General features: G+C 73.0%; 29 protein-coding genes and 2 tRNA genes. 16 read left to right on the plus strand and 15 right to left on the minus strand.

Annotated elements, in window-relative coordinates:
* Positions 1-851, minus strand: an 851-nt coding sequence (locus tag BLS43_RS27855) for a 2,5-dihydroxypyridine 5,6-dioxygenase NicX family protein (protein WP_093089690.1), incomplete at its 3' end; no start/stop codon positions are given.
* Positions 852-1,018: 167 nt separating this feature from the next.
* On the opposite strand from BLS43_RS27855, the gene BLS43_RS27860 reads away from it, so the two are divergent.
* A complete protein-coding gene (locus tag BLS43_RS27860) occupies positions 1,019-2,569 on the plus strand; it encodes an ArnT family glycosyltransferase (protein ID WP_176921607.1) in 1,551 nt (516 codons plus the stop codon).
* A 3-nt stretch (positions 2,570-2,572) separates the two neighbouring features.
* Here the strand turns inward: BLS43_RS27860 and BLS43_RS27865 are convergent, their stop codons facing one another.
* Complete coding sequence (locus BLS43_RS27865) at positions 2,573-3,010, minus strand: ATP-binding protein (protein ID WP_093089692.1); 438 nt, start codon at positions 3,008-3,010, stop codon at positions 2,573-2,575.
* Between the two features lie 95 nt (positions 3,011-3,105).
* Between BLS43_RS27865 and BLS43_RS27870 the strand changes: the two genes are divergently transcribed.
* Positions 3,106-3,522: a VOC family protein gene (locus tag BLS43_RS27870; RefSeq protein WP_093089693.1), complete on the plus strand. Its 417-nt coding sequence runs from the start codon at positions 3,106-3,108 to the stop codon at positions 3,520-3,522.
* 3 nt (positions 3,523-3,525) lie between these two features.
* On the opposite strand, the gene BLS43_RS27875 is transcribed toward BLS43_RS27870, so the two are convergent.
* On the minus strand, positions 3,526-4,623 hold the full coding sequence (locus tag BLS43_RS27875; RefSeq protein ID WP_093089694.1) for a winged helix DNA-binding domain-containing protein: 1,098 nt from the start codon (positions 4,621-4,623) through the stop codon (positions 3,526-3,528).
* 92 nt (positions 4,624-4,715) lie between these two features.
* Between BLS43_RS27875 and BLS43_RS27880 the strand changes: the two genes are divergently transcribed.
* The gene (locus BLS43_RS27880; protein WP_093089695.1) at positions 4,716-5,477 is read left to right on the plus strand and encodes an LLM class flavin-dependent oxidoreductase; all 762 of its coding nucleotides are present in this window, start codon (positions 4,716-4,718) and stop codon (positions 5,475-5,477) included.
* A 19-nt stretch (positions 5,478-5,496) separates the two neighbouring features.
* On the opposite strand, the gene BLS43_RS27885 is transcribed toward BLS43_RS27880, so the two are convergent.
* A complete protein-coding gene (locus BLS43_RS27885; RefSeq protein WP_176921608.1) occupies positions 5,497-6,144 on the minus strand; it encodes a helix-turn-helix domain-containing protein in 648 nt (215 codons plus the stop codon).
* Between the two features lie 154 nt (positions 6,145-6,298).
* Here BLS43_RS27885 and glnT point away from each other — a divergent pair, with 154 nt between their 5' ends.
* The 5 genes from glnT to BLS43_RS27910 are packed head-to-tail and all read left to right on the plus strand — an operon-like array spanning position 6,299 to position 11,754.
* Positions 6,299-7,657: a type III glutamate--ammonia ligase gene (gene glnT, locus BLS43_RS27890; RefSeq protein WP_093089697.1), complete on the plus strand. Its 1,359-nt coding sequence runs from the start codon at positions 6,299-6,301 to the stop codon at positions 7,655-7,657.
* A gap of 18 nt (positions 7,658-7,675) precedes the next feature.
* Positions 7,676-8,563 (plus strand): class II glutamine amidotransferase domain-containing protein, encoded by an 888-nt coding sequence (locus tag BLS43_RS27895; RefSeq protein WP_093089698.1) that lies wholly within the window; start codon positions 7,676-7,678, stop codon positions 8,561-8,563.
* The gene (locus BLS43_RS27900) at positions 8,560-9,234 is read left to right on the plus strand and encodes a GltB/FmdC/FwdC-like GXGXG domain-containing protein (RefSeq protein ID WP_093089699.1); all 675 of its coding nucleotides are present in this window, start codon (positions 8,560-8,562) and stop codon (positions 9,232-9,234) included. Before BLS43_RS27895 ends, BLS43_RS27900 begins: the two co-directional genes overlap by 4 nt.
* On the plus strand, positions 9,234-10,595 hold the full coding sequence (locus BLS43_RS27905) for an FMN-binding glutamate synthase family protein (protein WP_245707888.1): 1,362 nt from the start codon (positions 9,234-9,236) through the stop codon (positions 10,593-10,595). Before BLS43_RS27900 ends, BLS43_RS27905 begins: the two co-directional genes overlap by 1 nt.
* Positions 10,588-11,754, plus strand: coding sequence for an NAD(P)/FAD-dependent oxidoreductase (locus tag BLS43_RS27910; RefSeq protein WP_093089700.1), 1,167 nt, complete (start codon positions 10,588-10,590; stop codon positions 11,752-11,754). Before BLS43_RS27905 ends, BLS43_RS27910 begins: the two co-directional genes overlap by 8 nt.
* A 4-nt stretch (positions 11,755-11,758) precedes the next feature.
* On the opposite strand, the gene BLS43_RS27915 is transcribed toward BLS43_RS27910, so the two are convergent.
* A complete protein-coding gene (locus BLS43_RS27915) occupies positions 11,759-12,175 on the minus strand; it encodes a MarR family winged helix-turn-helix transcriptional regulator (RefSeq protein ID WP_218130041.1) in 417 nt (138 codons plus the stop codon).
* A 73-nt stretch (positions 12,176-12,248) separates the two neighbouring features.
* On the opposite strand from BLS43_RS27915, the gene BLS43_RS27920 reads away from it, so the two are divergent.
* Positions 12,249-13,172 (plus strand): quinone oxidoreductase family protein, encoded by a 924-nt coding sequence (locus BLS43_RS27920; protein WP_093089701.1) that lies wholly within the window; start codon positions 12,249-12,251, stop codon positions 13,170-13,172.
* A gap of 38 nt (positions 13,173-13,210) precedes the next feature.
* On the opposite strand, the gene BLS43_RS27925 is transcribed toward BLS43_RS27920, so the two are convergent.
* Positions 13,211-13,522: a hypothetical protein gene (locus BLS43_RS27925; RefSeq protein ID WP_093089702.1), complete on the minus strand. Its 312-nt coding sequence runs from the start codon at positions 13,520-13,522 to the stop codon at positions 13,211-13,213.
* A 90-nt stretch (positions 13,523-13,612) separates the two neighbouring features.
* Here BLS43_RS27925 and BLS43_RS27930 point away from each other — a divergent pair, with 90 nt between their 5' ends.
* Positions 13,613-13,873: a hypothetical protein gene (locus BLS43_RS27930; RefSeq protein ID WP_093089703.1), complete on the plus strand. Its 261-nt coding sequence runs from the start codon at positions 13,613-13,615 to the stop codon at positions 13,871-13,873.
* A gap of 6 nt (positions 13,874-13,879) precedes the next feature.
* Here the strand turns inward: BLS43_RS27930 and BLS43_RS27935 are convergent, their stop codons facing one another.
* Positions 13,880-15,028: an SDR family NAD(P)-dependent oxidoreductase gene (locus tag BLS43_RS27935; RefSeq protein WP_093089704.1), complete on the minus strand. Its 1,149-nt coding sequence runs from the start codon at positions 15,026-15,028 to the stop codon at positions 13,880-13,882.
* A 56-nt stretch (positions 15,029-15,084) separates the two neighbouring features.
* Between BLS43_RS27935 and BLS43_RS27940 the strand changes: the two genes are divergently transcribed.
* The 3 genes from BLS43_RS27940 to BLS43_RS32230 all read left to right on the plus strand — a co-directional run bounded on the left by BLS43_RS27940 (position 15,085) and on the right by BLS43_RS32230 (position 17,074).
* On the plus strand, positions 15,085-15,741 hold the full coding sequence (locus tag BLS43_RS27940) for a TetR/AcrR family transcriptional regulator (RefSeq protein WP_176921609.1): 657 nt from the start codon (positions 15,085-15,087) through the stop codon (positions 15,739-15,741).
* A 22-nt stretch (positions 15,742-15,763) separates the two neighbouring features.
* The gene (locus BLS43_RS27945) at positions 15,764-15,991 is read left to right on the plus strand and encodes a nitroreductase/quinone reductase family protein (RefSeq protein WP_176921610.1); all 228 of its coding nucleotides are present in this window, start codon (positions 15,764-15,766) and stop codon (positions 15,989-15,991) included.
* Positions 15,992-16,138: 147 nt separating this feature from the next.
* On the plus strand, positions 16,139-17,074 hold the full coding sequence (locus BLS43_RS32230) for a cold-shock protein (protein WP_093089707.1): 936 nt from the start codon (positions 16,139-16,141) through the stop codon (positions 17,072-17,074).
* Positions 17,075-17,289: 215 nt separating this feature from the next.
* Here the strand turns inward: BLS43_RS32230 and BLS43_RS27955 are convergent, their stop codons facing one another.
* From BLS43_RS27955 to BLS43_RS27980, 6 genes are all read right to left on the minus strand, one after another.
* A complete protein-coding gene (locus BLS43_RS27955; protein ID WP_093089708.1) occupies positions 17,290-18,864 on the minus strand; it encodes a Na+/H+ antiporter in 1,575 nt (524 codons plus the stop codon).
* A gap of 113 nt (positions 18,865-18,977) precedes the next feature.
* Positions 18,978-19,271 (minus strand): hypothetical protein, encoded by a 294-nt coding sequence (locus BLS43_RS27960; protein WP_093089709.1) that lies wholly within the window; start codon positions 19,269-19,271, stop codon positions 18,978-18,980.
* Positions 19,272-19,492: 221 nt separating this feature from the next.
* A tRNA-Arg gene (locus BLS43_RS27965) sits at positions 19,493-19,565 on the minus strand.
* Positions 19,566-19,621: 56 nt separating this feature from the next.
* A tRNA-Ser gene (locus BLS43_RS27970) sits at positions 19,622-19,711 on the minus strand.
* A gap of 53 nt (positions 19,712-19,764) precedes the next feature.
* On the minus strand, positions 19,765-21,723 hold the full coding sequence (locus BLS43_RS27975; RefSeq protein ID WP_093089710.1) for an acetoacetate--CoA ligase: 1,959 nt from the start codon (positions 21,721-21,723) through the stop codon (positions 19,765-19,767).
* Between the two features lie 52 nt (positions 21,724-21,775).
* Positions 21,776-22,447, minus strand: a complete 672-nt coding sequence (locus tag BLS43_RS27980) for a dienelactone hydrolase family protein (RefSeq protein ID WP_093089727.1) — start codon at positions 22,445-22,447, stop codon at positions 21,776-21,778.
* Positions 22,448-22,503: 56 nt separating this feature from the next.
* Between BLS43_RS27980 and hisC the strand changes: the two genes are divergently transcribed.
* Both hisC and BLS43_RS27990 read left to right on the plus strand, forming a co-directional pair.
* Positions 22,504-23,559, plus strand: coding sequence for a histidinol-phosphate transaminase (gene hisC / locus BLS43_RS27985; RefSeq protein ID WP_093089711.1), 1,056 nt, complete (start codon positions 22,504-22,506; stop codon positions 23,557-23,559).
* A gap of 40 nt (positions 23,560-23,599) precedes the next feature.
* Positions 23,600-23,977, plus strand: a complete 378-nt coding sequence (locus tag BLS43_RS27990; protein ID WP_237194633.1) for a DUF4870 domain-containing protein — start codon at positions 23,600-23,602, stop codon at positions 23,975-23,977.
* 69 nt (positions 23,978-24,046) lie between these two features.
* On the opposite strand, the gene BLS43_RS27995 is transcribed toward BLS43_RS27990, so the two are convergent.
* Positions 24,047-24,316 (minus strand): GlsB/YeaQ/YmgE family stress response membrane protein, encoded by a 270-nt coding sequence (locus BLS43_RS27995; protein WP_093089712.1) that lies wholly within the window; start codon positions 24,314-24,316, stop codon positions 24,047-24,049.
* 293 nt (positions 24,317-24,609) lie between these two features.
* Between BLS43_RS27995 and BLS43_RS28000 the strand changes: the two genes are divergently transcribed.
* A complete protein-coding gene (locus BLS43_RS28000) occupies positions 24,610-24,882 on the plus strand; it encodes a GlsB/YeaQ/YmgE family stress response membrane protein (protein ID WP_093089713.1) in 273 nt (90 codons plus the stop codon).
* A 51-nt stretch (positions 24,883-24,933) separates the two neighbouring features.
* Here BLS43_RS28000 and BLS43_RS28005 read toward each other — a convergent pair whose 3' ends face one another.
* On the minus strand, positions 24,934-25,662 hold the full coding sequence (locus BLS43_RS28005) for a response regulator transcription factor (protein ID WP_093089714.1): 729 nt from the start codon (positions 25,660-25,662) through the stop codon (positions 24,934-24,936).
* Positions 25,663-25,699: the final 37 nt, after the last annotated feature.

The raw sequence follows: 25,699 nt of genomic DNA on the forward strand, positions 1-25,699 counted from the left end.
CGCAGCTCCATCCCCATGCCGCCACCGAACTGGGTCAGCCCGTGCCAGTGCGCACGCTCGTCCAGACCCCACCCCACATGCGACATGCCGTAGCCGCGCGGGTCGTCGAACGAGCGGATGTACGAGCTGAGCAGGTCCGCGTCCAGCCCACCCCGGATGTCGCGGATAAACCCCTGCTCGATCGTCAGCTCCACCGGCGCCTGCACATAGGTGTTGAACGGCAACAACACATCCCCCGGCGCCAACACGATCCTCCCGTCCACCCCGTCGTCCGCCCCACCGGTGAACACGAACGCCGCAGGCCAGTGATCCCACCGACCCGGCTGGTCGGTGTAGCCGTACTCCGACAACGTCGGATACACCCCCAACCGGTAGGTCACATCCGTACCGTGCGGACTGGTGATCCGCATCGTCTGCGCCTTCGCCAACAACTCCGCCCCGATCTCCACCCGCTCCCGCAACTCACGAGTGGGCATCAACCGAGCCAACAACGACGCCGGCTCCACCGCGGTCAGGATCCGCGTCCCCGCCCCCTGGATCTCGAACTGCTCCGGACTGAACAACAAGAACGTGCAGTCCACCACCATGTCCACACTCTTGAGCGCCTCCACCGCGAGCCGGTTCGCCGCCAACCCCGACTCACCCACCGCCCACGCCCCGGACGCGCTCGTCGGCGCGGGCAGCCGCAGGTGGAAGCCCTGCGCCCCCAACTTCCCGATCGCCCACAGGAAGGCGTCCGCGTACTCCGCGCGCTCGTCCCCGCGGGTCAGCACGGCCACGGTCTCACCCTCGTGCACCGCCGACAGGGTCAGCTGCTGCAGGCAGATCTCGTTGAACAGGTTCTGGTCCATGGCGCTCTCTCCTCCCGAGATAGTCCGAACACTGACGATTCTTCATCCGGGAGCGTCCGTCAAGACGTCGCATGTTGCGAGCCCGTGACACTGCGGCCGCACACCGCTTCTCAGCGGGGCCACAGTTCCTCAGTGGGGCCACAGTGAGGATGCGGAGTATCGGTCCCATGCACTCGGTGATCGACCGCGGGACGGTGACCCCGCCGCCCGTCCGGATCCGCCCGGACCGGCTCGGCCGGGCCGCCCTGGTCGTCCTCGGCGTGATGACGGCGCTGTCGGTGGTGCGGGCCTTCGGCCCGCTGACCTACCCGGGGGACATCTGGCGGCAGTCGGACACCGCCTCGATCGCGCGCAACTACGCCGAGCACGGCCTGAACCTGTTCCTGCCGCAGATCAACTGGGGCGGCAGCGGGCCCGGGTACGTCGAGATGGAACTGCCGATCATGCCCTGGATCACCGGGGCGCTGTACACGGTCTTCGGCGAGCACGAGTTCCTCGGCAGGCTCGTCTCGCTGGCGTTCATGCTGCTCGCGACGTGGGCGTTCTGGGGCCTGGCGAAGCGGATCCTGCCGCCGACCGCGGCCCGCTGGGCCCTGATCGCCTGGGCGGTGTCGCCCGCCTTCCTGCGCTGGGGCACCGCGTTCATGCCCGAGGCCACGGTGCTGGCCTTCACGATGCTGGCGCTGCTGTTCTTCTGCCGCTGGCTGCAGGAGGACCGCGGCCGCTGGCTCGCCGCGACCGCCGCCGCGATCTCGCTCGCCGGCCTCGCCAAGCCGACGGCGCTGCACGTCGGCCTGGTCATGGCGCTGTGGCTCGTGTTCGCCGCGCGCGACCGGCTGCGCAGGCCGACGCTGTACCTCGCGGGCCTCGCCGCGCTCGTCGCTCCGGTGCTGTGGCTGCGGCACGCGGCGTGGATCCACGAGACCTACGGCAACACCTTCGGGGTGCTCTCGGGCGGGGACAGCAAGTTCTCGACGTGGCAGATGCTGCTCGGCCCGGACATGTACCTGGGCAACCTGCGCTCCGAGGTGCTGTTCATCTACGGGGTGTTCGGCGTGCCGCTGGCCCTGCTCGGCGTCGCCTGGCTGTGGAAGCACCGGCGCGGGGCGCTCGCGGCTCCCTTCCTGCTCGCAGGCGCGCTGGGCCTCGGCGTGTACTACCTGATGCTCGGCCGCTACAGCGGCTCCGACATGGGGATCCAGTACCACGTCTACTCGCTGCCCTACGCCGCGATCGCCGTCGGGATCGGGGTCGTCGGGGCGCGCAGGCTGCTGCCGAAGCGCCTCGGCACCCGGACGCTCGCGGCGCTCGGCGTGGTCACGGTGCTCGCGTTGAGCCTGCAGTCGCTCAACGTCTTCCGCCAGTCCCTGAACCCCGACGCCGGCGTGCTCGGCACCTGCGCCACGCAGCTGGCCGCGGTGTCGGCGCCCGAGGACCTGGTCGTCGTCGGCACGGACAGCACCACCACGATGGACGGCGTCGCGAACAACTTCCAGGAGCCGGTCGTGCTCTACCGGGCCGACCGCTACGGCTGGGTGCTCGCCGCCGACCAGTACACCGGACACGCCCTCGCCGCCGACGCCTCCCAGGGCGCGCGCTGGTTCGTCAACCCGGTCCCGTCCCAGATCGCCCCGCTCGAGCCGTGGCTGCAGGAGCACGCCACCCAGGTCAGGACCGCCGCCGCGAACGGCTGCGACATCTGGCGGCTCGACCGGTGAGCGTCACTCGACCGCGGCCATGCCCTCCGGTGAGGAGTGCGGCAGGGGAACGGGGACGCTGCGCAGGGTGACGGTGGTGCCGGCATCGTCTCGGCGGATCGAGACCCGGTCCATGCAGCCGTTCATCACGCTCATGCCGTAGCCGGTGGCGCCCTGGTCCGGCCGCCAGACGCCCTCGTCCCGCACGGTCACCACGATCTGCCTGCTCGACGGGCCCGCCACCAGCCGCCCCACGACCTCGACGTCTCCGGGGACCCCGCCCACGTAGGCGTGCTTGACGGCGTTGGTGCAGGCCTCGCTCACCGCGAGGATGGCGTCCACCCGCGCCTCCTCCGGCCAGGACAGACCCTGCAACCAGCGGTCCAGCCCGGCGCGGAAGAAGGCGAGCTGCACCGGATCCGCGCCGAACCGGATGCTGTAGTAGCCCGCGTCGTCCGCCATGCCCCTAGGTTCGTGGATTCCGACGACCTTCGCGACCGCTGGCCGGCGGGTTCCGCGGTCCGCGCCGGTCACTGCCCCGACGAGAGGAACAGATCATGAACTGGACGCTGGAGGTCGTGGTCGTCCCGGTGGCGGACATCGACCGGGCGAAGGCCTTCTACCGCGAGCAGCTGGGCTTCGCCCTGGACCACGACACCGCACCCGCGCCGGGGGTGCGGATCGTGCAGCTGACCCCGCCGGGGTCCGGGTGCTCGGTGGTGATCGGCGAGGGGGCGGTGCCGGACATGGCGCCGGGCTCACTGAAGGGCCTGCAGCTCGTGGTCAACGACATCGTGGCCGCGCACGCCGAGCTGGTGGCACGCGGCGTCCCGGTGAGCGACGTGACCTCGGTGGACGGCGACGCCGCGAAGGTCGCCGCGGGCGGGAAGGCCCTGGACAACGTCGGGTTCGTGTTCTTCGCCGACCCGGACGGCAACGAGTGGGCGGTGCAACAGATCTCGTCGCGCGCGTGACGGTCAGGCGGGGGACCGCAGGATCCGCACCCCGGTGGCGCCCAGGAAGTCCGCGACGCCGCGCGCCTCCTCGCCCACCTCGGCGCTGTCGGCCCTGGTGAAGCGGCGGAGCGGGGTGACCTCGAGCGTCAGGGACCGCACGGGCCGCACCGTCCACAGGGCCGCGACCCGGCCGTCGAGCAGGACGGCGCGGTCGCCTGCGACCGAGAGGCCCTTGTGGGCGTCGTCGACGATCCGGCTGCGGTCGTCGTAGCCCAGGATCGCGTTGTCGAAGGCGGGCAGGAAGCGCACGGGGGCCGGGGTGTCCTCGTGCGGGCGCGGCGCGTCGGGGAGGTCGAGCAGCTCGCGGCCGCGCTCGTCGGTGAACGAGACCAGCTCGGGGCGCACGGCCGCGACCGCGGCGGGCAGGCCGGCGAGCCCGGACCAGGCCCGCAGGTCCGCGGTGGACGCGGGCCCGTACGCGGCGAGGTAGCGCCGGACCATTGCCTCGCCGACCGGGTCCCCGTCCGCCGCGAGCGGGGTGGGCCGCGTGCCCAGCCAGGTCGCCATCGGCAGGGTGAGCGCGCCGCCGGTCTGCTGCCACAGTCCGCGCGGCGGGATCTGCACCATCGGGACGGCCGCGGCGACCGCCAGCTCGCCGAGCGGCCGGAACCCGGCGTCGGGCCAGCGCTCGGCGAGGACCCGCCCGATCTCCGGCATCGTGCGGGCGGCGCCGTCCGCACAGAGCTCCTCGACGGCCGCCGTGACCTCGTCCGGATCCACCCCGGCCAGCTCCGCCCGGTAGGCGCCGTAGACGCGCTGGCGCAGCAGGGCCTGATGGCGCGCACGCCAGGCCAGCGCGTCCGCCGCGGTCACGAGGTGCACCGTCCGCCGCATCAGGACGGTCCGGACCAGCTCCTTCGCCACCAGGAGCCGGTCCAGGTCGGCGGGGTCGAAGCCGCGCAGCCGCGACCACAGCCCGACGAACGGCTCCTGCGGCTCCTGCGCCTGCACTCCCCCGAGGTGCGCCACGGCTGCGGCCACCGACACGTCCGCCCGATCCAGCAGGAACTGCCGGGCGAGCGCGGCACGGTTGAGGGCGCGGACGGACAACCGGGTCATGGGCACAGCCTGGCGCGACCAGCGGACAGGTTCTGGCCGCTATGCGCACTCCGCTCCCCCGGCGGCCCGTTCGACCAGTATCTTCGCCCGCCATGAGGTCCGCGCTCTTCCTCGCGCCCTTCGACGAGCTCGCCGATCCGCACGTCGTCGTGCGGCTCGCCGCCGCGGCCGAGGAGGCGGGCTGGGACGGGGTGTTCCTCTGGGACCACGTCCGCTGGCGCGCTCCCGTGCAGGCCGTCGCCGACCCGTGGATCCTGCTGTCCGCCATGGCCTGCGCCACCGAGCGGGTGCGGCTCGGGCCCATGGTCACGCCGTTGGCGCGCCGCCGCCCGGCGAAGGTCGCCCGCGAGACGGCCACGCTGGACCGGCTCTGCGGCGGCCGGTTGACCCTCGGGGTCGGCCTCGGGGACGACGCCTTCGGCGAGGAGTGGTCCCGCTTCGGCGAGGAGACCGATCCGCGCGCCCGCGCCGGACTGCTCGACTCCGCGCTCGACGTGCTGACCGCCGCCTGGTCCGGCGAGGCCTACGGGGTGCCCTTCCTGCCCCGGCCCGTCCAGGACCCCCTGCCCGTCTGGGTCGCGGGCCTCCCCGGCAAGCGGGCCCCGCTCCGTCGCGCCGCCCGCTTCCAGGGCTTCGTCCCGGTCAACCTGCAGCACCCCGACCAGGTCGCCGAGATCGCGGCCGACCTGCGCGACCTGCGCGGCGGCGAGCTGGGGGACCTCGCGGTGGCGCTCGAGCGAGACGTCGATCCCGCGCCGTACGCCGCCGCGGGGGCCACCTGGGTGCTCACCGAGCTGGGCCCCGGCAGCTCGATCGCCGACGCCCGCGCGGTCATCCGCGGCTACCGGACCTGAGTGCGTCCGGCAGCAGATCTCAGTCCCGCAGGTCCCCGTAGGCGACCACGGACAGGAAGCGGACGGGCAGCGCCCGCAGCTCGCGCGGACCGTGCAGGCCCTCGCCGTCGAGCTGCAGCGCGTCTCCGGGCCGCAGCTCGTAGCTGCTCTCGCCGTGGCCGTAGACCATCTCGCCCTCCAGCATGTAGAGCAGCTCCGTGCCCGGATGCTGGAAGAGCGGGAACTCCTCGCTGCGCTCGGTGAGCGTGACGAGATGGGCCTCCATCCGCTTGTGCGGTCCGCGCAGCGCGCCGAGCAGGGTGTAGTCGTGGCCCACCCGGGTGCCGCGGGCGACGATGCGGGCACCGGAGCCCGCCCGGGTGTAGACGGCCTCACGGGGACCGTCGGCGTCGCGGAAGAGCGCGGTCACCGGGACGTCCAGGGTGTCGGCGAGGCGGGCGAGGGTGGTCAAACTGCAGGAGGTCTGGGCGTTCTCGATCTTGGAGAGCATCGGCTTGGAGACACCGGTGCGGGCGGCGAGGTCGGCGAGGGTGAGGCCTGCGGCCTGGCGCAGTCGGCGCACCTGGCGGGCGATCGCCTGCTCCAGGCGCCCCGCGGTCGGCGCCGGCTCGGACACCTCTCGACTGGCGGGGCCGTGGTCGGGTGTCGCGTCGCCGACGGGATGCACGCGCCCACAGTAGAGGGCCGGCTCGAGGCGACCCCCGCCGTCGTCACACCGAGGAAACAAGCGTTCACACGGACGCCGCCAGCAGGTATCCTCTGACGATATCCTGTTTCCCAATGAGACACCGGTCGTCGCTCATCCCGGTAGGAGCACAGGAATGACCCTCGACATGTCGCCCGCCACGACGGTGGAGCAGCCGGCTGCGCCCTCCTCGGACCTGAAGGCGCGCGCCCACGCGGACGGGGTCCGGTTCCTGCTGGCCATGTTCGTCGACCTGAACGGCAAGCCCTGCGCGAAGCTCGTCCCGGTCGAGGCGGCCGACGAGCTGCAGCACGAGGGCGTCGGGTTCGCGGGGTACGCGGTCGGCGCGATCGGGCAGCAGCCGTGCGACCCGGACCTCATCGCGATCCCGGACGTGGAGAGCTACACCCCGCTGCCGTGGGTGCGCGAAGGGCTGGCCCTGGTGCACTGCGACCCGCACGTCGAGGGTGTGCCGTGGCACTTCGCCCCGCGGGTCATCCTCAAGAAGGTCCTGGCCGAGGCGGCGGCGCGGGACCTGGAGCTGTTCGCCGGGGCCGAGGTCGAGTACTTCCTGGTCCACCGCGCCGCGGACGGCTCCCTGGCCCCCGCGGACGGCAAGGACACCGAGGCCCGCCCCTGTTACGACGCCCGCGGCCTGACCCGGATGTACGACCACCTGACCGGCGTCTCCACCGCGATGAACGCGCTGGGCTGGGGCAACTACGCGAACGACCACGAGGACGCGAACGGGCAGTTCGAGCAGAACTTCGCCTACGCGGACGCCCTCACCACGGCGGACCGGGTGATCACCGCCCGCTACCTGATCTCGGTGCTCGCCGAGCAGCGCGGGATGACCGCCACGTTCATGCCCAAGCCGTTCGCGGACCGGACCGGCTCCGGCATGCACCTGCACCTGTCGTTGTGGCGGGACGGCGCGGCGCAGTTCCCCGACGCGACCGACGCCCGCGGGTTCGGGCTCTCGCCCCTCGCCTACCGCTTCCTGGCCGGGATCCTCGACCACGCCCCGGGCCTGCAGGCGGTGCTGGCGCCGACGGTCAACTCCTACAAGCGCACCGGCGCCACCTCCACCCGCTCCGGCGCGACCTGGTCCCCGCGGCGGCCCACCTACGGCGGCAACGACCGCACCCACTTCGTCCGCATCCCCGACCAGCATCGCATCGAGCTGCGCGGTGGGGACGGCTCGGCCAACCCCTACCTCGCCCTGGCCGCCGTGCTCGCGGCCGGGCTGGACGGCATCGCGCGGGAGGTCGACCCGGGCGCACCGGGCGCGGACGGGGTCCGGCGCCCCGAGCTGCCGCCGACCCTGCTGCACGCCGTCGAGGCCCTGGCCGCGGACCCGGTCGTCACCGGCGGGCTCGACGCCGCGGGCCCCGGCGTCGCGGAGTACTTCGCCGCACAGAAGCGCGAGGAGTTCTTCGACTGGCACGGCAGCGTCGGGCCGTGGGAGCACGACCGCTACCTGACCGCGTTCTAGGACGAGAGGAGACGGCCCGTGTGCGGGATCGTCGGACTCCACCTGCGTGACCCGCAGCTGTACCCGCAGCTCGGCCGCCTGCTGGAGACCATGTTGTGCCAGGTCGTCGAGCGCGGGCCCGACTCGGCCGGGGTCGCCGTGTACGGCGACCGCCGCCGGGTCCCCGAGGGCCACGCGGCGGTGTCGGTGCTCAGCCGCGAGCGCGAGGCGCTGCGGGCGATCCCCGGCGCCGTGGTGACGGAGGCGGGGGACACCGTCGTCGTCGCGGCCCCGGCCGAGCCCGCCGAGCTCGTCGCCGCGGTGCGGGCGGCGGACCCGGCGGCGACGGTGATCGGTGCGGGGCACGACCTGGCCGTCTACAAGGGGATCGGCCACCCGCGGGTGCTGGCCGAGACCTACGACCTGGTGCACGCGCAGGGCTGGCAGGGGCTGGCGCACACCCGGATGGCGACGGAGTCCGCGGTCACCCCGCAGGGCTGCCACCCCTTCTCCGTCGGGCCGGACCAGTGCCTGGTGCACAACGGGTCCTTCGCCAACCACGCCACGATCCGCCGCGAGCTGGCCGCGGCCGGGCACGTGTTCGACTCGGAGAACGACTCCGAGGTCGCCGCGCGCTTCGTCGCCGACCGCCTCGCCCAGGGCGAGGACCTCGACAAGGCGCTGCGGCTGCTGTGCGAACGCTTCGACGGCTTCTACACCCTGCTCGTGACCAGCGGCGACGGGTTCGCCGTGGTCCGGGACGCCATCGCCTGCAAGCCGGCGATCATCGCCGAGACGGACGCGTACGTGGCCATGGCGAGTGAGTTCCGTGCGCTGGCCGGGCTGCCCGGCATCGCCGAAGCCCGCCTCTACGAGCCCGATCCCGAGCGCGTCTACCACTGGACCCGGGAGGGGGTCACCCCGTGAACGAGCCGGTCGTCGTCGATCTCGCCACGAGCTCGGTGCGCGCGCTGAACGCCGAGCTGCACGCACCCGGCGCCAAGTCCTACGAGGTCCGCTCCCCGCAGGGCGCGCACGCCATCGCCGCCGGGGTGGACAGCGAGATCACCGTCGACGTGCGCGGGCACGTCGGCTACTACGCCGCCGGCATGAACGACGGCGGGCGGATCACCGTGCACGGCAACGCCGGCACCGGGGTCGCGGAGAACATGATGTCCGGCACCGTGCGGGTCACCGGCGACGCCTCGCAGTCCGCGGGCGCCACCGCCCACGGCGGGCTGCTCGTGATCGAGGGCTCGGCGTCGATGCGGTGCGGCATCTCGATGAAGGGCGTGGACATCGTCGTCGGCGGGGACATCGGGCCGATGTCGGCGTTCATGGCCCAGGCGGGCAGGCTCGTCGTCTGCGGGAACGCCGGGGACGACCTCGGCGACTCGATCTACGAGGCCCGGATCTACGTCCGCGGGACGGTCGGCTCGCTCGGCGCGGACTGCGTCGAGAAGCAGATGCGGCCCGAGCACCTGACCGAGCTGCGCGACCTGCTCGCCGAGGCGGGCCTGGACCACGATCCCGCGCAGTTCCGCCGCTACGGCTCCGCCCGCCGCCTCTACCACTTCACCTCGGGGAACACGTACTGATGAGCACCGAACCCACCCACCCCGTGAGTGGCGATGGTCGCTCCAGCGACTATCGCCACTCACGGGGGCTGCGGGAGTCCGCGACCTTCGACCGCGCCACGATCGCCGGGATCCAGCGCGCCGCGGCGACCGGCGTCTACGACATCCGCGGCTGGGGCGCCAAGCGTCCGCTCCCCCACTTCGACGACCTGCTCTTCCTCGGGGCGTCGATGTCCCGGTACCCGCTCGAGGGCTACCGGGAACGCTGCGACACCGACATCGTCCTCGGGGACCGCAACGCGCGGTCCCCCCTGCACCTCGCCACCCCCGTGACCATCGCGGGCATGTCCTTCGGGGCCCTGTCCGCCCAGGCCAAGGAGGCCCTCGGCCGGGGAGCGTCAGAGGTGGGCACCTCGACCACCACCGGCGACGGCGGCATGACCCCCGAGGAGCGCGGCCAGTCCACGCACCTCGTCTACCAGTACCTGCCGAGCCGGTACGGCATGAACCCCACCGACCTGCGCAAGGCGGACGCCATCGAGATCGTGCTCGGCCAGGGCGCCAAGCCCGGCGGCGGCGGGATGCTCCTGGGCCAGAAGATCTCCGAGCGCGTCGCGGGCATGCGCACGCTGCCTGCGGGCATCGACCAGCGCTCGGCCTGCAGGCACCCGGACTGGACCGGCCCGGACGACCTCGCCATCAAGATCCTCGAGCTGCGCGAGATCACCGACTGGGAGAAGCCGGTCTACGTCAAGATCGGCGCCTCCCGCACCTACTACGACGTGAAGCTGGCGGTGGCCTCCGGCGCGGACGTCGTCGTCGTCGACGGGATGCAGGGCGGCACCGCCGCCACCCAGGACGTGTTCATCGAGCACGTCGGCATCCCCACCCTCGCCGCGATCCCCCAGGCCGTGCAGGCCCTGCAGGAGCTGGGCCTGCACCGCAGGGTCCAGCTGATCGTCTCCGGCGGGATCCGCACCGGCGCGGACGTCGCCAAGGCCATGGCCCTGGGCGCCGACGCCGTCGCGATCGGCACCGCCGCCCTGATCGCCCTGGGCGACAACGACCCCCGGTACGCCGAGGAGTACCGGGAGCTCGGCTCCGACGCCGGGTTCTACGACGACTTCCAGGACGGCCGCGACCCCGCGGGCATCACCACCCAGGATCCCGAGCTGGCCGCGCGGCTCGACCCGGTCGAGGGCGGCAGGCGGCTCGCGAACTACCTGCGGGTGCTCACCCTGGAGGCCCAGACCATCGCCCGTGCCTGCGGCAAGGCGCACCTGCAGCACCTCGAGCCCGAGGACCTCGTCGCCCTGACCATCGAGGCCGCCGCGATGGCCCGGGTCCCGCTCGCCGGCACCTCCTGGATCCCCGGTGCCTGAGGTCGTCGTCGTCGGCGGCGGCCTCGAGGGCTGCGCCACCGCCTGGGCGCTGACCCGGCGCGGGATCACCGACGTCGTGATCGTGGAGCGGCACACCGTCGGCTCCGGCGGGACCGGCAAGTCCTCCGGCATCGTGCGCTGCCACTACGGGGTCTCCTCGCTCGCCGCGATGGCCACCCAGGCCCTGGAGTTCTTCGAGGCCCACGCCACCGAGGTCGGGTTCCGGCAGACCGGCTACGTCGTGGGCGTCGGGCCCGAGAACGTGGCCGCCCTGCACGCCTCGATGGCCGACCAGCGCGCCGTCGGGGTCCGCACCGAGGACCTCTCCGCCGACGAGGTGCGCACGCTCTGGCCCGTCGCCGACCTGGCGCCCTTCGGCGCCTTCGCCTGGGAGGACCGCGGCGGCTACGGCGACGCCTACCGGACCGCCCAGTTCTTCGCGGGCGTCGCCCGCAGGGCCGGGGCGACCCTGCGTCAGGGTGCGACGGTCGCGGAGATCCTCGTCGAGCGCGGCCGGGCCGCGGGCGTGCGGCTGACCGACGGCACGGAGATCGGCGCGGACGCCGTCGTCGTCGCCGCCGGGCCGTGGTCGGTGCCCCTGCTCGCCGCACAGGGCGTCGACCTGCCGATCACCGTGCACCGCGAGCAGATCGTACTGATCGACCCCGGCCTGGATCTCGGCCCCGTGCCGGTGTTCTCCGATCTCGTGTCGCTGCAGTACGTGCGCCCGGAGACCGGCGGGGAGATCCTCTTCGGCAACTCCGACCTCGCCGAGCTCGAGGTCGCCGACCCCGACCACTACTCCGACCAGGCCACCGAGGCGTTCCTCGAGCTGACCGTCGAGAAGGTGGGCACCCGGTTCCCCGGTCTGCAGAACGCGTCCATCGCGTCCTCCTACGCCGGCTGCTACGACGTGACCCCGGACTTCAACCCGGCCGTCTCCGCGACCGGCGTCGACGGTCTCATCGTCGCCGCCGGGTTCTCCGGTCACGGGTTCAAGATCTCCCCCTCGGTCGGCCGGCTCGTCGCCGACCTGGTGATCGAGGGCAGCAGCAGCCACCCCGACATCCCGGAGTCCGACTTCCGCCTCTCCCGCTTCGCCGAGGGCGCCCTGCTCCGCAGCCCCCACCCCTACGTCGGCGCGGGCGAGATGCGCTGACCCGTCAGCCCCGCCGGTCGAGGATCCGCCCCAGCAGGGCGGCGAGTCGGTTCTTCTCGGCGGCCGACAGCCCCGCCGTCAGCGGATCGACCGACGAGGTCACCTCGGCGTGCAGGGCCGTGGCCAGCCGCATCCCCTCCGCGGTGAGCGCGACCCGCACCGAGCGTCCGTCCTCCTTGCTCGCCGAGCGACGGACGAGGCCGGCGCGCGCCGCGCGGTCGACGAGCCCGCTCACCGACGAGCGGTCGAGACCGAGGTGCTCGGCGAGGTCGGCCATCCGGGGCTCGCGGTCGCGCAGGATCGCGAGCAGCCGGAGCTGGGTCAGCGACAGGTCGTGCGCGGACGCGATCTTGCTGAGCATCGCCGTCATGGTGAACGACACCTGCACGAGCCCGTCGAGCAGCTCGGTCTCCCCGTCCACGCCGCCATCCTAGACATAGTTGGGATCACCACCTAATCTGATGGGGAATACCAACTAGTTTCCGGGAGCCGACATGAAGGCAGCACTGGTCACCGACTTCACCCGCCCACCCCGCTACGCCGAGGTCCCCGCGCCGACGGGGCCCGGAGTCGCAGTCACCGTCCTGGCTGCGGGCCTGCACCCGCGGGTGCGCTCGCAGGCCGCGGGCACCCACTACGCCGACCGCGGCGAGCTGCCGCTCGTCCCGGGCCTCGACGGGGTGGGGCGAGACGGCGAGGGCGTGCTGCGCTACTTCGTCCTGCCGGACACGCCGCAGGGGTCGATGGCCGAGTCCACGATGATCGACCCGCGGCGGAGCGTCGCGCTCCCGGACGACGCAGACGTCGCGGCGCTGGCCGCGGGGATGAACCCGGCGATGTCGTCCTGGTTGGCGCTGCGCAGGCGCATCCGGCTCGAGCCCGGCGCCTCGGTGCTGGTCCTGGGTGCCGCCGGCAGCGCGGGACGACTCGCGGTGCAGGTGGCGCGGCTCCTCGGCGCAGGCCGCGTGACGGGCGCCGCCCGTCGACCCGAGCGTCTCGCGGACCTGCGGCTCGACGCCGTGGTCGACCTCGCCGCCGCGGACGGCTCCGCCTGGGCCGAGGCGGGGGACGTCGACGTCGTGCTGGACTACGTCTGGGGTGCGCCTGCGAGTCGGGCGATGGTCGGCCTGGTCACCGCGCGCAGCGACCGGGGGCGCCCGCTGGACTGGGTGCAGATCGGCTCCGTCGCCGGTGCGTCGGCGGAGGTGCCGTCGGCGGCGTTGCGGGCGTCCGGCCTGCGGATCGTCGGCAGCGGCCAGGGCTCCGTCCCCACCGCGGACATCGTCGAGGAGCTGCCGGCGATCGCGGCCGCCCTCAGCGCGGGAGACCTGCAGGTGGACGCCGACCCGCGCCCGCTCAGCGAGATCGAGCGGGTGTGGACCGAGCCCGCCGACCGGCGGATCGTCCTCACCCCGTAGCCGAGGTCTCCCGGCCACAGCGTCGCCTCAGGGTCGCCTCAGTGGCCCTTCGACCGGCCCGCGACGGCCGGGACGACCGTCGCCTGGATGACCCACCGGGCGAACCGGGCGTCCATGCTCGTGCGCTCCCGCACCGCGTTGACCACGCGGTCGCGCGCCCGGCCCGGCTCGGACCAGGCGGTGTCGAAGTCCAGCTCGATCCCGGCCTCCCCCGGGCACATCCGGGCCCCGGCGACCCGCAGGGGCCCGCCCACATCGAGATCAAGCTGCCCGCCGACGGCGACCCCGGGCTGATCGAGCTCGGCGCCCGGCTGCCCGGGGCCGGCATCCCGTCCCAGTGGGAACGACACAGCGCCCTGCGGCCCTACGCCGACACCCTCGCCGTCCATCTCGGCGAACCCCCGAGCACCCTCGAGCCGGGTTTCGACGCCCGGCTCGGAATGTGCTTCATCCGCCACGACGGCCCCGCCGGGATCCTCCACGCCGTCCACGGCCTGGACGCCGTGCGGACCTGGACGGGCGTCGAGGGTGTCACCGCGACGCCGCCGGGCGGCCCCGTCGGGACCACCACGGCCCTGGGCGCCGAGATCGCCAAGGTCCGGCTCGCCGCACCCGACGACACCCGGCTCGCCGCGCTGATCGCCCGTGTGCGCGCCGCAGTGCACGTGGAGGTGGTGGAGCGGGAGGCCAGTGCGGCGTGAGGAGGGTCAGACCGGGGCGATGGACAGGCTCGTGACGAGCTCGCCGTCGGTCGCGAAGTCGAACGCGAACGTCAGCGGACCACCCGGGAAGTCCCCGTCGCCGGAGGCCACCATCCGGTCGCCGCCGAACGAGATCGGGGTGATCACGATGCGGGGGTCGATCAGGTGGCTCTGGATCCAGCCGCGGATGGCGGCGGGGGTGCCGTGGGTCGCGCCGTCGTCCGCGACGGTCGCCCCGGGGGCGAACACGGCGAGCAGGGCCTCCGCGTCGTGCGTGTTCGTGGCCGCGACGAAGGTCTGCACGGCCGCGGGCAGGTCGATCGACGGCAGGTCCGCGCTGCGCGAGAGCTCCTCGTTCCGGCGGAGCTCCGCGAGGGCGTTCTCGTGCACGGCGATCGCGACCTCGTACCCGGAGTCGCCCAGGACGATCCGGTGCGGCGGAACGGGCGCGTTCATCGCGCTCAGCACGGCCTGCACACCGCGCACGGGATCGCCCGCCTGCTTGCCGTCCTGCTCCACGAACGCCGCCTTGACCCCCTCGATCAGCGGCACGTAGGCGTCGACGGTCTCGTCGACGGGCTCGCTCTCGAAGCTCGCGTAGGCCTTGGTGCGGAACGCTCCGGGCTCCACGACGAGCACCCGCACCCCGAACGGGGCGACCTCCTCGCGCAGGGTCTCCGACAGGCCTTCGAGGGCGAACTTCGCCGCCGAGTAGTAGCCGAACCCCGCCGCGCCCGCGAAGCCCGCCACCGACGACATGTTCACGATCCAGCCGTCCCCGCGCGCCCGCATGCCCGGCAACACGGCGCGGACGACCTCGACCACCGCGAACAGGTTCAGCGCGAAGGTGCGGCGGACCAGCTCGTCCCGAGCGCCCTCGACGGAGCCGAACCATCCGCGGCCCGCGTTGTTGACGAGCACGTCGATCCCGCCGAACCGCTCCTCCGCCGCCGCGACCGCCGCGCGCACCTGGTCCGCGTCGGTCACGTCGACCTCGAGGACCAGCACCCGGTCGCCGTACCGCTCGGCCCAGTCCCGCAGTTCGGAGGGACGACGCGCGGTCACCGCCACGCGGTCGCCCTCCCGCAGCGCGGCCTCGGCGTAGGTCAGCCCGAATCCGCCGGGCGTGCCACCCGTGATGAACCAGGTCCTCATGATCTCTCCGATCGCTATAGAATCTTGTGTAGCGCTACATGGTCTACCATAGCGGCATGCCGAACGCACGCGACCGTCTCCTGCTCGCCGCAGCAGAACTGCTGGAGAGCGGGGGCACGGTGTCCACGAGGGCCGTGTGCGAGCGCGCGGGCGTCCAGGCCCCGACGCTGTACCACCACTTCGGCAGCAAGCAGGGCCTGATCGACGCCGTGGCGAACCACGGTTTCACCCAGTACACGGCCATGGAGAGCTCGGGTGACCCGCTCGACGACCTGCGCGAGGGCTGGGACCGGCACGTGCGGTTCGGGCTGGAGCACCCGGCGTTCTACGCCCTGCTCTACGGCCGCGCCGAGCCGGGACGGCCCTGTGCGGTCACCGCGCCCGCCCACGCCGCACTGCGCGAGAGGTTCAGCGAGGCGGCCGTGAAGGGCCTGCTCAAGGTCCCCGCGGAGGACGCCGCCGAGCAGGTCCTCGCCGCGAACGTGGGCGTGACACTCACGTTGATCACCCAGCCCGAGCCCGACCTCGCCCTGTCCGACCGCGTCCGCGAGGCCGCGCTGGCGGGAACGCTGGACCTGACGGCGGCCGAGGCCCCCACGACCCGCGCCAGTGCCGCGCTCCGGTTGCGCGCCATGCTCGACGACGACGCGGGCGACCTCACCCGGGGCGAGCACGCCCTGCTGACCGAGCTGCTCGATCGGCTCGCTCGGTAGGGGCGTGGTGTCACGTCCTCCGGTGACACCACGCCACCACCCGGCGTGGTACTTCACCATCCGCGCACACCCCGCGGTCGAGGTCGTCGTCGACGAGGTCGCCCACCACTTCACCGCGCGGGAGCTCTCCGGCGCGGAGCGGGACCGCGAGTTCGGCCGGGCCGTCGCGATGAACCCGGGCCGGCGCCGCTTCCGCGACCGCGCGGGCACCCGCGAGATCCCGGTCCTCCGGCTGCTCCCGACACCGTGACGGACCGCGGGCAGCTCGACGAGACGAGGCCCCCACCGCACCGACGGGGGCGTGGCTCTCCGGTGTCCGACCACCCCGTTCCCCGTGACCACACCCTCGGCGAGAGACTGGGGGCCAGTGCCCGCCCCTCTCGACCTGGAGCCTTCGATGCCGCAGGGAACCGTCCGTTGGTTCGACGCCGAACGGGGATTCGGCTTCCTCGCACCCGAGGACGGCTCGCCGGACGTGTTCGTGCACGCCTCCGAGATCGTCGGGGGCGGCGGCGCCACGCTGCTCCGCGAGGGTCAGGCCGTCGAGTTCGAGGTCGGCGAGAACGACCGCGGGCCCCAGGCGCTGCGCGTCCGCGTCACCGCCGAGGCCGCCACCGGCAGCGCCGTGGGCCTGCTCGGCACCGTCACCTGGTACGAGCCGGCGAAGGGCTACGGCTTCGCCTCCCCGGACGGCGGCGGCGCCGACGTCTTCGTGCACAGCTCCGCCATCGTGACCGGCGGTGTGGTCACCGAGGGCCAGCGGGTGGCCTTCCTGATCGTCGAAGGCGAGCGCGGCCCGCAGGCCGGGCACGTGATCCCCCTGGGCGCGGAGGCAGGCGCCCCCGCCGCGGCCGGCACCGCGGACGGTGCCGACGGCACGGTGGCCTGGTACGACGAGGACAAGGGCTTCGGCTTCATCACCCCCGACTCCGGCGACGGGGACGTCTTCGTCCACGCCCGGGCCCTGGCCGAGGGGCTGACGTGGCTCGCGGAGGGCGACCGCGTCGCCTACGAGGTGACCAGTGGGGACAAGGGCCCGCAGGCCCGCGACGTGCACCTGGTCCGGGACCCCGAGCCCCCCACGGCGCCGCGGCGGTCGGCACCTGCCCCGGCGGCGCGGAACGCGCCCGTGCGCGGCGGTGAGGGCGTCGTCGCGCGCTACGACGGCGACCGCGGCTTCGGCTTCATCACCCCGGACGCAGGTGGGGACGACCTCTTCGCCCACGTGTCCGTGGTGCTGGGGTCGGAGCCGCTGCAGAAGGGTGACCGGGTCCGGTACGCGGTGCGCCAGAGCGACCGGGGCCCGCAGGCCGACCGCGTCGAACGCCTCTGAAAGGCGGCCCCACCGCTCGCTGATCGACCTCGAGAGGCAGGGCTGAGCTGCGGCACGCGCGCTCGCCTCGCTCCCACCTGACCGGTGCGTGCGACCGGCGGGCGACCCGGCACCGCCTTAGGCTCACGGCCATGGACGTCGCGGAGCCGCCCGTCGTGTCCGCATCCGCACCCTCGGCCCGCCCCTGAACCGTCGGCCCGATCGTCACGGGTCGATCACACCTGCCGGCGTCGTCGGAGCTGGGTCTCGTCGAGATCGAGGTCCTGGCTGAGCGCGATCACGGTGCGGCGGGAGATCTCGCCACGCTCGTGGAGCTCTCGCAGGGCGGCCCGCTCGACCTCGACGAGCCGCAGCCGCAGGTCCGCGACGTCCGTGCGGCTCTCCCCCGCGGAGTCGGCCCGGCCGTGGAGGTCGTCGCGGCGCAGCTGCAGGACCTGCCGCAGCTCGTCGACCCCGGCGGTCGGCTCCTCCCCCTGCTCGATGCCGTCGAGCTCGCGCAGCGCAGCCTCGACCGCCATCCGCCGTGCCCGCGTGGCCTCGGTGCGCTCGGTGGGGCTCGGGCCCAGCCGAAGGCGCCGGACCAGCCATGGCAGCGGCACGGTCTGACCGACCAGGGTCGCGAGCACCACCACGACGGTCAGGAACTGCAGCAGGTCCCGGTGGGGGAACTCCAGGCCGTCCGCACCGACCGCGGGCAGGGACAGGATCACCGCCAGCGACACGGCACCACGCGGGCCGCACCAGCCCACGAGCAGCCGTTCACGCCATGGCATGTCCGCCGCGGGATCGCGGCCGCCCGTGACGAGCCCGCTCAGCGGCGTCGCGCCCATCACCCACCCCAGCCGCACCACCACGGCGACCAGGACGACCGCCACGGCCGCCGCCACCAGCTGCCACACGGAGTAGTCACCGACCGCACGGACCAGCTCTGGCACCTGCACCCCGAGCAGCACGAACAGCACGGCCACCAGAAGCGTGTTCAGCACCCGCCAGAACGTCTCGGAGTGCAGCCGCACCGTCGGCTCCGCCAGCCCGCGCCCGCGCACGCCGAGCCACACCGCCGCCGTCACCGTGGCCAGCACACCCGAGGCGTGCACCTCCTGCGCGGGCACGAACGCCAGGTACGGGGTGAGCAGCGACAGCAGGACGTGGCTCGCGGTGTCCCGCACCCGCCGCCGCAACAGACCGGCGAGCACGCCCACCACCAACCCGAACCCGATCCCGCCGCCGACCTCCAGCAGCAGCGTCAGCCCGATCTCCCCCGCGGAGGTGCTCGCCCCGACCGCGGCCACGGCCACCGCGAACAGGGTCAACGCGACGCCGTCGTTGACCAGCCCCTCGGACTCCAACACCGTGACCAGCCGACGTGGCGCCCCGACCCGCTCCAGCACCGCACCGGCCGCGACCGGGTCCGGCGGGGCCACCGCCGCCCCGAAGGCGATCGCGGCCGCCCACCCGAGGTCCGGCACCACCCACAGCAACGCCGCCGCCACACAGACCGCGGTCGCCACCACCAGACCGACCGACTGCCCCACGATCGGCACCAGGTGCCGCAGCCCCTCCCGGGGATCGGTGAAGAAGCCCGCGAAGTAGATCAGCGGCGGGAGGAACAACAGCAGCACCAGGTCCGGGGACAACCGCACCTGGTCCACGCCCGGGACGAACGCCGCAGCGACCCCCAGCAGGACGTACACCGCGGCGTCAGGCAGCCCTGTGCTCGCGCTCACGAGTCTGCCCACCACGACACCCGCGGCAAGCACGACGACGATCAACAGGACCTGGGTCGGCACACCTCCCCGCTACCCGTTCACGCCCGATCGACGCCCGAGCCAGGTCTGGCGGCAGCCGCCGCCCGGACCCCGCTGCGGCGTGCCGCCAGGGTCTCCGCGACCCGTGTCACCTGTCAGGACGGCTCGTCGTGCAGGCGGCGCCGGCCGTCCCTCTCGCCCGCCGCGATCGGTTCCTCCTCGTCCACCCAGGTGAACCAGCCGCCTGCAGCAGACCCGAGATCCGCGTTCAGCTCGTCGACCCCGACCCCGGTCAGCGCCGTGATCCAGCCGCCCTGGTCGTTCCACGTCCGCGCCAGCCGGGTGCCGGTCGCCCGGCGGCGCAGCAGCCGGGCCACGATCACGACGACCGCGCAGAGCGCCTCGACCGTCGCGACGAGATGGTCGGACGTCCACCCGCGGGGGCTCACGGCCCGAGCCTACGAGGGCCTCACCGGACCCCTCCCGGCGCGCGACCTCCCCGTCCGGCCTGCCTGTGGCCAGGAGCCGATGATCGGGAGCAACGACCGGTCGGGCACGGTGGCGGACGATCATCGCCTGTCACCACCGCGCCGCCGAACGGGGAGCACGGAGATCGAGATACGAGTCAGGCCCTGACCATACTTGCTGGTCAGGGCCTGATTCTGTGCTGTGCGCCCGAAGGGATTCGAACCCCTAACCTTCTGATCCGTAGTCAGATGCTCTATCCGTTGAGCTACGGGCGCGTGCTCTTCAGTTATATCAACTGGCCCGATCGACCCGGGAGTCGACCTGACCGGTGCGGAGGCTCCGGGATTTGAACCCGGGATGGGGGGTTACCCCAAACCGCATTAGCAGTGCGGCGCCATAGACCAGACTAGGCGAAGCCTCCCGGGGCCTCTCGGCCTCAGCACGGACAAGAGTACACACGGCCGCGGGGCCGGATCACCCGACCCCCGCCATCGCGAGGAAGGGGGTGAGGGCGTCCGGGTTGGCCAGGGCATCGCGCGACACCGCCTTCTCCGGGTCCACCCCCGCGAGGATCTTCTTGACCGGCACCTCGCACTTCTTGCCGTTCAACGTCCGCGGGATCGCCTCGACCAGCACGAACCGGTCCGGGACGTGCCGCGGGGACAGCTCCGAGCGCAGGGCCTTGCGCAGCACCGGTTCGACCGCCTCCAGCGACGCCCCCGGCGCCAGGACGAGGAAACACAGCAGCGCACCCTCCTCCTTCGCCCCCAGCGCCGTGGTGTCGATCACCAGGGAGTCGGCGACCTCGTCGAAGCCCTCGACCACGGCGTAGAAGTCCGCGGTGCCCATGCGGACCCCACCGCGGTTGAGCGTCGAGTCCGACCGGCCGTAGACGACGTACGACCCGCGCGGGGTGGCCCGCACCCAGTCGCCGTGGCGCCACAGCCCCGGGTAGTCCTCGAAGTAGGCCTCGCGCAGCCGCGCGCCGTCCGGGTCGTTCCAGAACATCACCGGCATCGACGGCATCGGCTGGGTGATCACGAGCTCGCCGACCTCGTCGTGCAGGTCGGCGCCCTGCTCGTCGAACGAGTGGACGTCCGCACCGAGGGCCGCGGCCGACAGCTCCCCGAGCCAGACGGGCACGGTGGGGGCCGACCCGAGGAACGCCGCGCAGACGTCCGTGCCGCCCGAGGTCGAGCAGATCTGGATGTGCTCGCCCACGGCGTCGGCGACCCAGCGGAAGCCCTCCGGGGACAGCGGCGAGCCGGTGGAGCCGAGCGCCCGCACGGACGACAGGTCGTGGGAGTCCCGCGGGCGCAGGCCCGCCTTGAGGCAGGACTGGAGGTAGGGCGCCGAGACGCCGAACACGGTGATGCCGTGCCGCTCCGCCATGGCCCACAGCGCGCCGAGGTCGGGGAAGCCCGGGTTGCCGTCGTAGAGCACGATCTCGCTGCCCACCAGCAGGCCGCCGATGATCAGGTTCCACATCATCCAGCCGGTGGTGGTGAACCAGAAGAACCGCTCGCCCGGGCCCAGGTCGTTGTGCAGCCGCAGCGCCTTCATGTGCTCGACGACGATGCCGCCGTGGCCGTGCACGATGCCCTTCGGCAGCCCGGTGGTCCCGGAGGAGTACAGGATCCACAGCGGGTGGTCGAACGGGACCGGCTCGAACTCCAGCGGGCCCGTGGCCGCGGTGAACTCGGCCCACGGCGTGGTGTCGGCGAGCGTCGCCGCCGGGTCCAGGTAGGACACGAGGACGGTCTGGCGCAGTGTGGGCAGCTGCTGCTGCAACGCCGCCACCGTGGGCCGGACGTCGTAGCCCTTGCCGCCATAGCGGTACCCGTCGACGGCGAGCAGCACCGACGGTTCGGTCTGGGCGAAGCGGTCGTGCACCGCGCGCGCCCCGAAGTCCGGCGAACAGCTGGACCAGACGGCGCCGAGCGAGGCGGCGGCGAGGAACATCACCAGCGTCTCGAGGCAGTTCGGCGCCAGGGCCACCACCCGGTCACCGATCCCGACGCCCGCCGCGACCAGCCCCGCGCGCGCCCGCGCCACCAGGTCCCGCAGCTCGGCGTGGGTGACGATGCGCTCGAGCCCGTCCTCCCGCACGGTCCGCACGGCGACGTCCGCGTCCGCCCGCCCGGGGCCGGGGGTGAGCGCGTGCTCGGCGTAGTTCAGGGTGCCGCCGGGGAACCAGTGCGCTCCCGGCATCTCCCGCGAGCCGAGCACGGCGGTCGGCTCGGTCCGCCAGATCACCCCGCAGAACTCGGCGACCGCGGCCCAGAAACCCGGCAGGTCCGCCACCGACCAGGCGTGCAGGGCCGCGTAGTCGCTCGGGTCGATCCCGTTGCGCCGGGCGAACTCCGCGATCGCGGTGTCCCGCCCCGCCGGAGGGGTCCAGAGCACCTCGGGGTCGGTGGCGTCGAGCGTCATGGGGTCATCGTGTCGGAGGACACCCCCGCCGGGAAGTGATCCCGAGCACCCGTCAGCGCAGGTGCGAGTCGAACCAGTTGAGCATCCGCTGCCAGGCGTCCTCGGCGGTGGCCGGGTCGTCGTCGAAGCGGTGGCCGCGCCCGGGATAGGTGACCAGGTCGGTGGCGACCTCGGACTCGCGGGCGGCGGCCAGCAGCCCGTCGAGCTCCTCGACGTCGTCCCGGTCGCCGTAGATGCCCAGCCAGGGGCAGGTCAGTCCCGGGGCCGCCGAGATCAGCGCGGGGAGCGGACCCAGCGGCTCGGAGATCCCGCCGCCCGCGACGGTGACGGCGGCACCGAGGGTCCGCCGCGCCGCCACCAGCAGCGCCACGCTCCCGCCGAGGTCGAACCCGATCACACCCATCCGGTCGGCCTCGATGTCGTGCTCGGCCAACCAGCCGAACGCGGTGTCGGTGTCCGCCATGACCTGGTCACCCTCGAGCCGCGCCACGTGCTCGGCGGTGTCGAGGTCCTCGGTGCCGTCCCGGTGGTAGAGGTGCGGGGCGACGACGAGCCAGCCGTCCCCGGCGATCCCCTCCACCAGGCGCTGCACCATGTCGGTCAGCCCGCGGGCCTCGTGCAGCACGACGATCCCGCCCCGGGCGGGTCCGTCCGGTTCCGCCACCGTGAGCCGCAGATCACTGCCGTCGACCAGGGGGACCGCCTCGGTGCGGATCTCGCTCATGACCATGAGCCTTCCATGTGTGGGGCGCCGATGTGGTCCGGGTTACCGTGACGCCCATGACCCTCATCCGCCCCGACCTCGACTCCCTGCCGGCGTACGTGCCCGGGCGCGCCCTCCCCGGCGCGCTCAAGCTGGCCAGCAACGAGGTCGCGCTGGCGCCGCCGGCATCGGTGCTGGCGGCGATCGCGGAGGCCGCGGCCGGGGGCAACCGGTACCCGGATCTGGGCGCCGTGGCGCTGACGGAGCGGCTCGCGACCGAGCTGCACGTGGCGCCCGAGAACATCGCCGTCGGGTGCGGGTCGGTGAGTCTGTGCCAGCAGCTCGTGCAGATCAGCTGCCGCGAGACCACCGACGAGGTCGTGTACGCCTGGCGTTCCTTCGAGGCCTACCCCATCGTCACGCAGATCGGGAACGCCCGGTCGGTCACCGTGCCGCTCGACGGGGACTTCCGCCACGACCTCGACGCGATGGCCGCGGCCGTCACGCCGCACACGCGGCTGGTCTTCGTCTGCAGCCCGAACAACCCGACCGGCACGGTGGTGCACCGCGCGGAGTTCGAGCGGTTCCTGGACGCGGTGGGGCCGGACGTCCTGGTGGTGCTCGACGAGGCCTACCACGAGTACGTCACCGACCCGGAGGCCGTGGACGGCCTCCCGCTGCTGCGGCGCCACCCGAACCTGGTGGTGCTGCGGACCTTCTCGAAGGCCTATCGGCTGGCGGGCCTGCGCGTCGGGTACGCGATCACCGCGCCCGAGATCGCGACGGCGCTGCGCAAGGTGTGCGCGCCGTTCAGCGTCAGCTCGGTGGCCCAGGCCGCCGCGATGGCGGCGCTCGACGCGGCCGGGGAGCTGCTGGCGGCCTGCAAGGAGGCCGTCGCGGAGCGGGTCCGCGTGCGCGAGGCGCTGCTCGAGGCCGGGTACACCGTGCCGCAGACGCAGGCGAACTTCGTCTGGGTGGCCCTCGGCGAGCGGACCGCGGACTTCGCGGCGCACTGCCTCGCCGACCGGAACGTGATCGTGCGGCCCTTCCACCCGGACGGCGTGCGGGTCACGGTCACCACGGCGGAGGAGGACGACCGGTTCCTCGCGGCCGCTCGCAGTTTCTCGGGGTGAACCCTGAGGCGGCGGGCCGCGGGATCGGGATACTGGACGTATGAGCTACGAGCCTTTCCCCACCGGTCAGGCCCCGCTCGTTCCGCGCGACGACGAGCGCAACTGGGCCATGGCCTCCCATGTCCTCAGCTTCGTGTCCGCGTGGTTCGCGCTGGGCCTGTTCGCGCCGCTGATCGTCATGCTGGTCAAGGGCGGCAGCTCGCCGTTCGTGCGCAGGCACGCGGTCGAGTCGCTGAACTTCCAGATCAACGCGCTGGTCTACACCGTCGTCTTCGGGCTGCTGATCTTCCTGGGGATCGGGCTGGTCCTGCTGCCGCTCTACGGCGTCTTCTACGTGGTCTGCGTGATCACGGGGACCGTGCGGGCGTCGCAGGGGGTGGACTACCGCTACCCCCTGACCCTGCGCCTGATCAGCTGACCCGCTCACCGGCCCTGACACACGACTGCCCCGGACCTGCGTGGTCCGGGGCAGTCGGCGTTGTCTTGCTCAGGTCCGGGAGCGGTTCGGGTAGAACCGGGCCACCAGCCACACCAGGATGGCCGCGACGACGATCTGGAAGATCGTCTCCCAGAAGTTCCACCCGCCCGTCGGACGTCCGAAGGCCTGCGCGATGAACGTGCCGATGAAGGCACCGACGATGCCGATGATGATCGTCAGCCAGATCGGGATGCTCTGCTTGCCCGGCACGATCAGGCGGGCGACGGCGCCGATGATCAGACCGAACACGATGGCCGTGATGATGCCCGTGACTGTCATGTACTCCCCCGAGGTTGCAGGGCGCTCACATGCGGGCGCCCGTGGGGCATCTGCCTAGCAGACATCGGCCGCCTCCGCGGCGTCCGCCGCCGAAGTGTTATCAGGGGTTCCCCTGCAGGTCAGCGGGTGCACCCGTCCGAGCGAACCGGACACGGCCACATGATCGACGCGGTTGGGCCGTCAGATCGCAGTTCGGTCACGGACAGTTTGGCCGGGGCGTCGACCGGGGATTCCTCGGCGGAAGCGAAAACGGCCTGCCCGGACAACCCGGTGCGACCACGTAGGAGGCAGCAATGGGTGTCATCGGATGGATCGTCGTCGGCCTGATCGTCGGCGCGCTGGCGAAGCTGATCATGCCGGGTAAGGACCCGGGCGGCATCATCGTGACCTGCATCATCGGTGTGGTCGGCGGCCTGCTCGGCGGGTGGCTCAGCTCGATGATCTTCGGCGTGAGCACGGGCGGGTTCTTCGACCTGCGCACGTGGCTGATCGCCCTGGTCGGCGCGCTGATCCTGCTCGGCATCTACCGCCTGATCGTCGGCCGGCGCTCGCGTTCGCACGCGTAGTCACCGACACCGCACGAGGGCCGCTCCCGACGGGGGCGGCCCTCGTCGTGTCTATCCCTCCAGCACGTAGCCCGCGCCGCGGACGGTGCGGATGCGCTCTGCACCGATCTTGCGGCGCAGGTAGGAGATGTAGACCTGGACCAGGTTCGCCGAGGCGGGCTCGGACCAGACCTGGGTGGCCAGCTCCTCGTGCGACACGGTCGCACCCGGCTCGGCGAGCAGCGCCGTGAGCAGCGCGAACTCGGTCGGGGACAGCGAGACCGGCACGCCGTCCACGCTCACCTCGCCGAGCTCGGTGTCCACCACCAGCTCGCCGCGGCGGATCAGCGCGTGCCCGACGGACCCGGTGAGCCGCAGCCGCAGCCGGATCCGGGCGCTCAGCTCGTCGACGGCGAACGGCCGGACCACGTAGTCGTCCCGGTCGCTGCGCAGCTGGGCGAGCACGGCGTTGCGGCGCTCTCGGGGGGTGAGCACCACGACGGGGACACTGGGCGCCTCGGCGTGCACCGCGGCCAGGACGGCGGCGTGCTCGGGACCGGGGAGATCGACGTCGAGCACCAGGAGGGCGGGCGGCGCGGCACGGATCGCGTCGAGGACGGCGATCCCGTCGCCCGCGGGGTCGGCCCGCATGCCTTCGGCACGCAGGGAGCGCACGACGGACGCCGAGGCGGCCGTCGGTGGCAGCGCCACGAGGACAGGGGCGTAGGGGGGCACGGACGATCGGGCCGTCGCCTGAGACGGCACGAACACGGTGACCCCCGGGGGAGCGGCGGGGAGCATCTCCGACAGCGTGGCCCGAAACCCCCACGATCACAAT

It is taken from the genome of Pseudonocardia oroxyli (assembly GCF_900102195.1).
Classification (GTDB): Bacteria; Actinomycetota; Actinomycetes; order Mycobacteriales; family Pseudonocardiaceae; genus Pseudonocardia; species Pseudonocardia oroxyli.

What these genes read in the sequence shown, in the direction of transcription:
- BLS43_RS27860 (WP_176921607.1), top strand. Translation starts at nt 1,019, where the DNA reads ATGCACTCGGTGATCGACCGCGGGACGGTGACCCCGCCGCCCGTCCGG.
- BLS43_RS27865 (WP_093089692.1), bottom strand. Translation starts at nt 3,010, where the DNA reads ATGGCGGACGACGCGGGCTACTACAGCATCCGGTTCGGCGCGGATCCG.
- BLS43_RS27870 (WP_093089693.1), top strand. Translation starts at nt 3,106, where the DNA reads ATGAACTGGACGCTGGAGGTCGTGGTCGTCCCGGTGGCGGACATCGAC.
- BLS43_RS27875 (WP_093089694.1), bottom strand. Translation starts at nt 4,623, where the DNA reads ATGACCCGGTTGTCCGTCCGCGCCCTCAACCGTGCCGCGCTCGCCCGG.
- BLS43_RS27880 (WP_093089695.1), top strand. Translation starts at nt 4,716, where the DNA reads ATGAGGTCCGCGCTCTTCCTCGCGCCCTTCGACGAGCTCGCCGATCCG.
- glnT (WP_093089697.1), top strand. Translation starts at nt 6,299, where the DNA reads ATGACCCTCGACATGTCGCCCGCCACGACGGTGGAGCAGCCGGCTGCG.
- BLS43_RS27905 (WP_245707888.1), top strand. Translation starts at nt 9,234, where the DNA reads ATGAGCACCGAACCCACCCACCCCGTGAGTGGCGATGGTCGCTCCAGC.
- BLS43_RS27920 (WP_093089701.1), top strand. Translation starts at nt 12,249, where the DNA reads ATGAAGGCAGCACTGGTCACCGACTTCACCCGCCCACCCCGCTACGCC.
- BLS43_RS27930 (WP_093089703.1), top strand. Translation starts at nt 13,613, where the DNA reads ATGTGCTTCATCCGCCACGACGGCCCCGCCGGGATCCTCCACGCCGTC.
- BLS43_RS27935 (WP_093089704.1), bottom strand. Translation starts at nt 15,028, where the DNA reads ATGAGGACCTGGTTCATCACGGGTGGCACGCCCGGCGGATTCGGGCTG.
- BLS43_RS27940 (WP_176921609.1), top strand. Translation starts at nt 15,085, where the DNA reads ATGCCGAACGCACGCGACCGTCTCCTGCTCGCCGCAGCAGAACTGCTG.
- BLS43_RS32230 (WP_093089707.1), top strand. Translation starts at nt 16,139, where the DNA reads ATGCCGCAGGGAACCGTCCGTTGGTTCGACGCCGAACGGGGATTCGGC.
- BLS43_RS27975 (WP_093089710.1), bottom strand. Translation starts at nt 21,723, where the DNA reads ATGACGCTCGACGCCACCGACCCCGAGGTGCTCTGGACCCCTCCGGCG.
- BLS43_RS27980 (WP_093089727.1), bottom strand. Translation starts at nt 22,447, where the DNA reads ATGAGCGAGATCCGCACCGAGGCGGTCCCCCTGGTCGACGGCAGTGAT.
- hisC (WP_093089711.1), top strand. Translation starts at nt 22,504, where the DNA reads ATGACCCTCATCCGCCCCGACCTCGACTCCCTGCCGGCGTACGTGCCC.
- BLS43_RS27990 (WP_237194633.1), top strand. Translation starts at nt 23,600, where the DNA reads ATGAGCTACGAGCCTTTCCCCACCGGTCAGGCCCCGCTCGTTCCGCGC.
- BLS43_RS27995 (WP_093089712.1), bottom strand. Translation starts at nt 24,316, where the DNA reads ATGACAGTCACGGGCATCATCACGGCCATCGTGTTCGGTCTGATCATC.
- BLS43_RS28000 (WP_093089713.1), top strand. Translation starts at nt 24,610, where the DNA reads ATGGGTGTCATCGGATGGATCGTCGTCGGCCTGATCGTCGGCGCGCTG.
- BLS43_RS28005 (WP_093089714.1), bottom strand. Translation starts at nt 25,662, where the DNA reads ATGCTCCCCGCCGCTCCCCCGGGGGTCACCGTGTTCGTGCCGTCTCAG.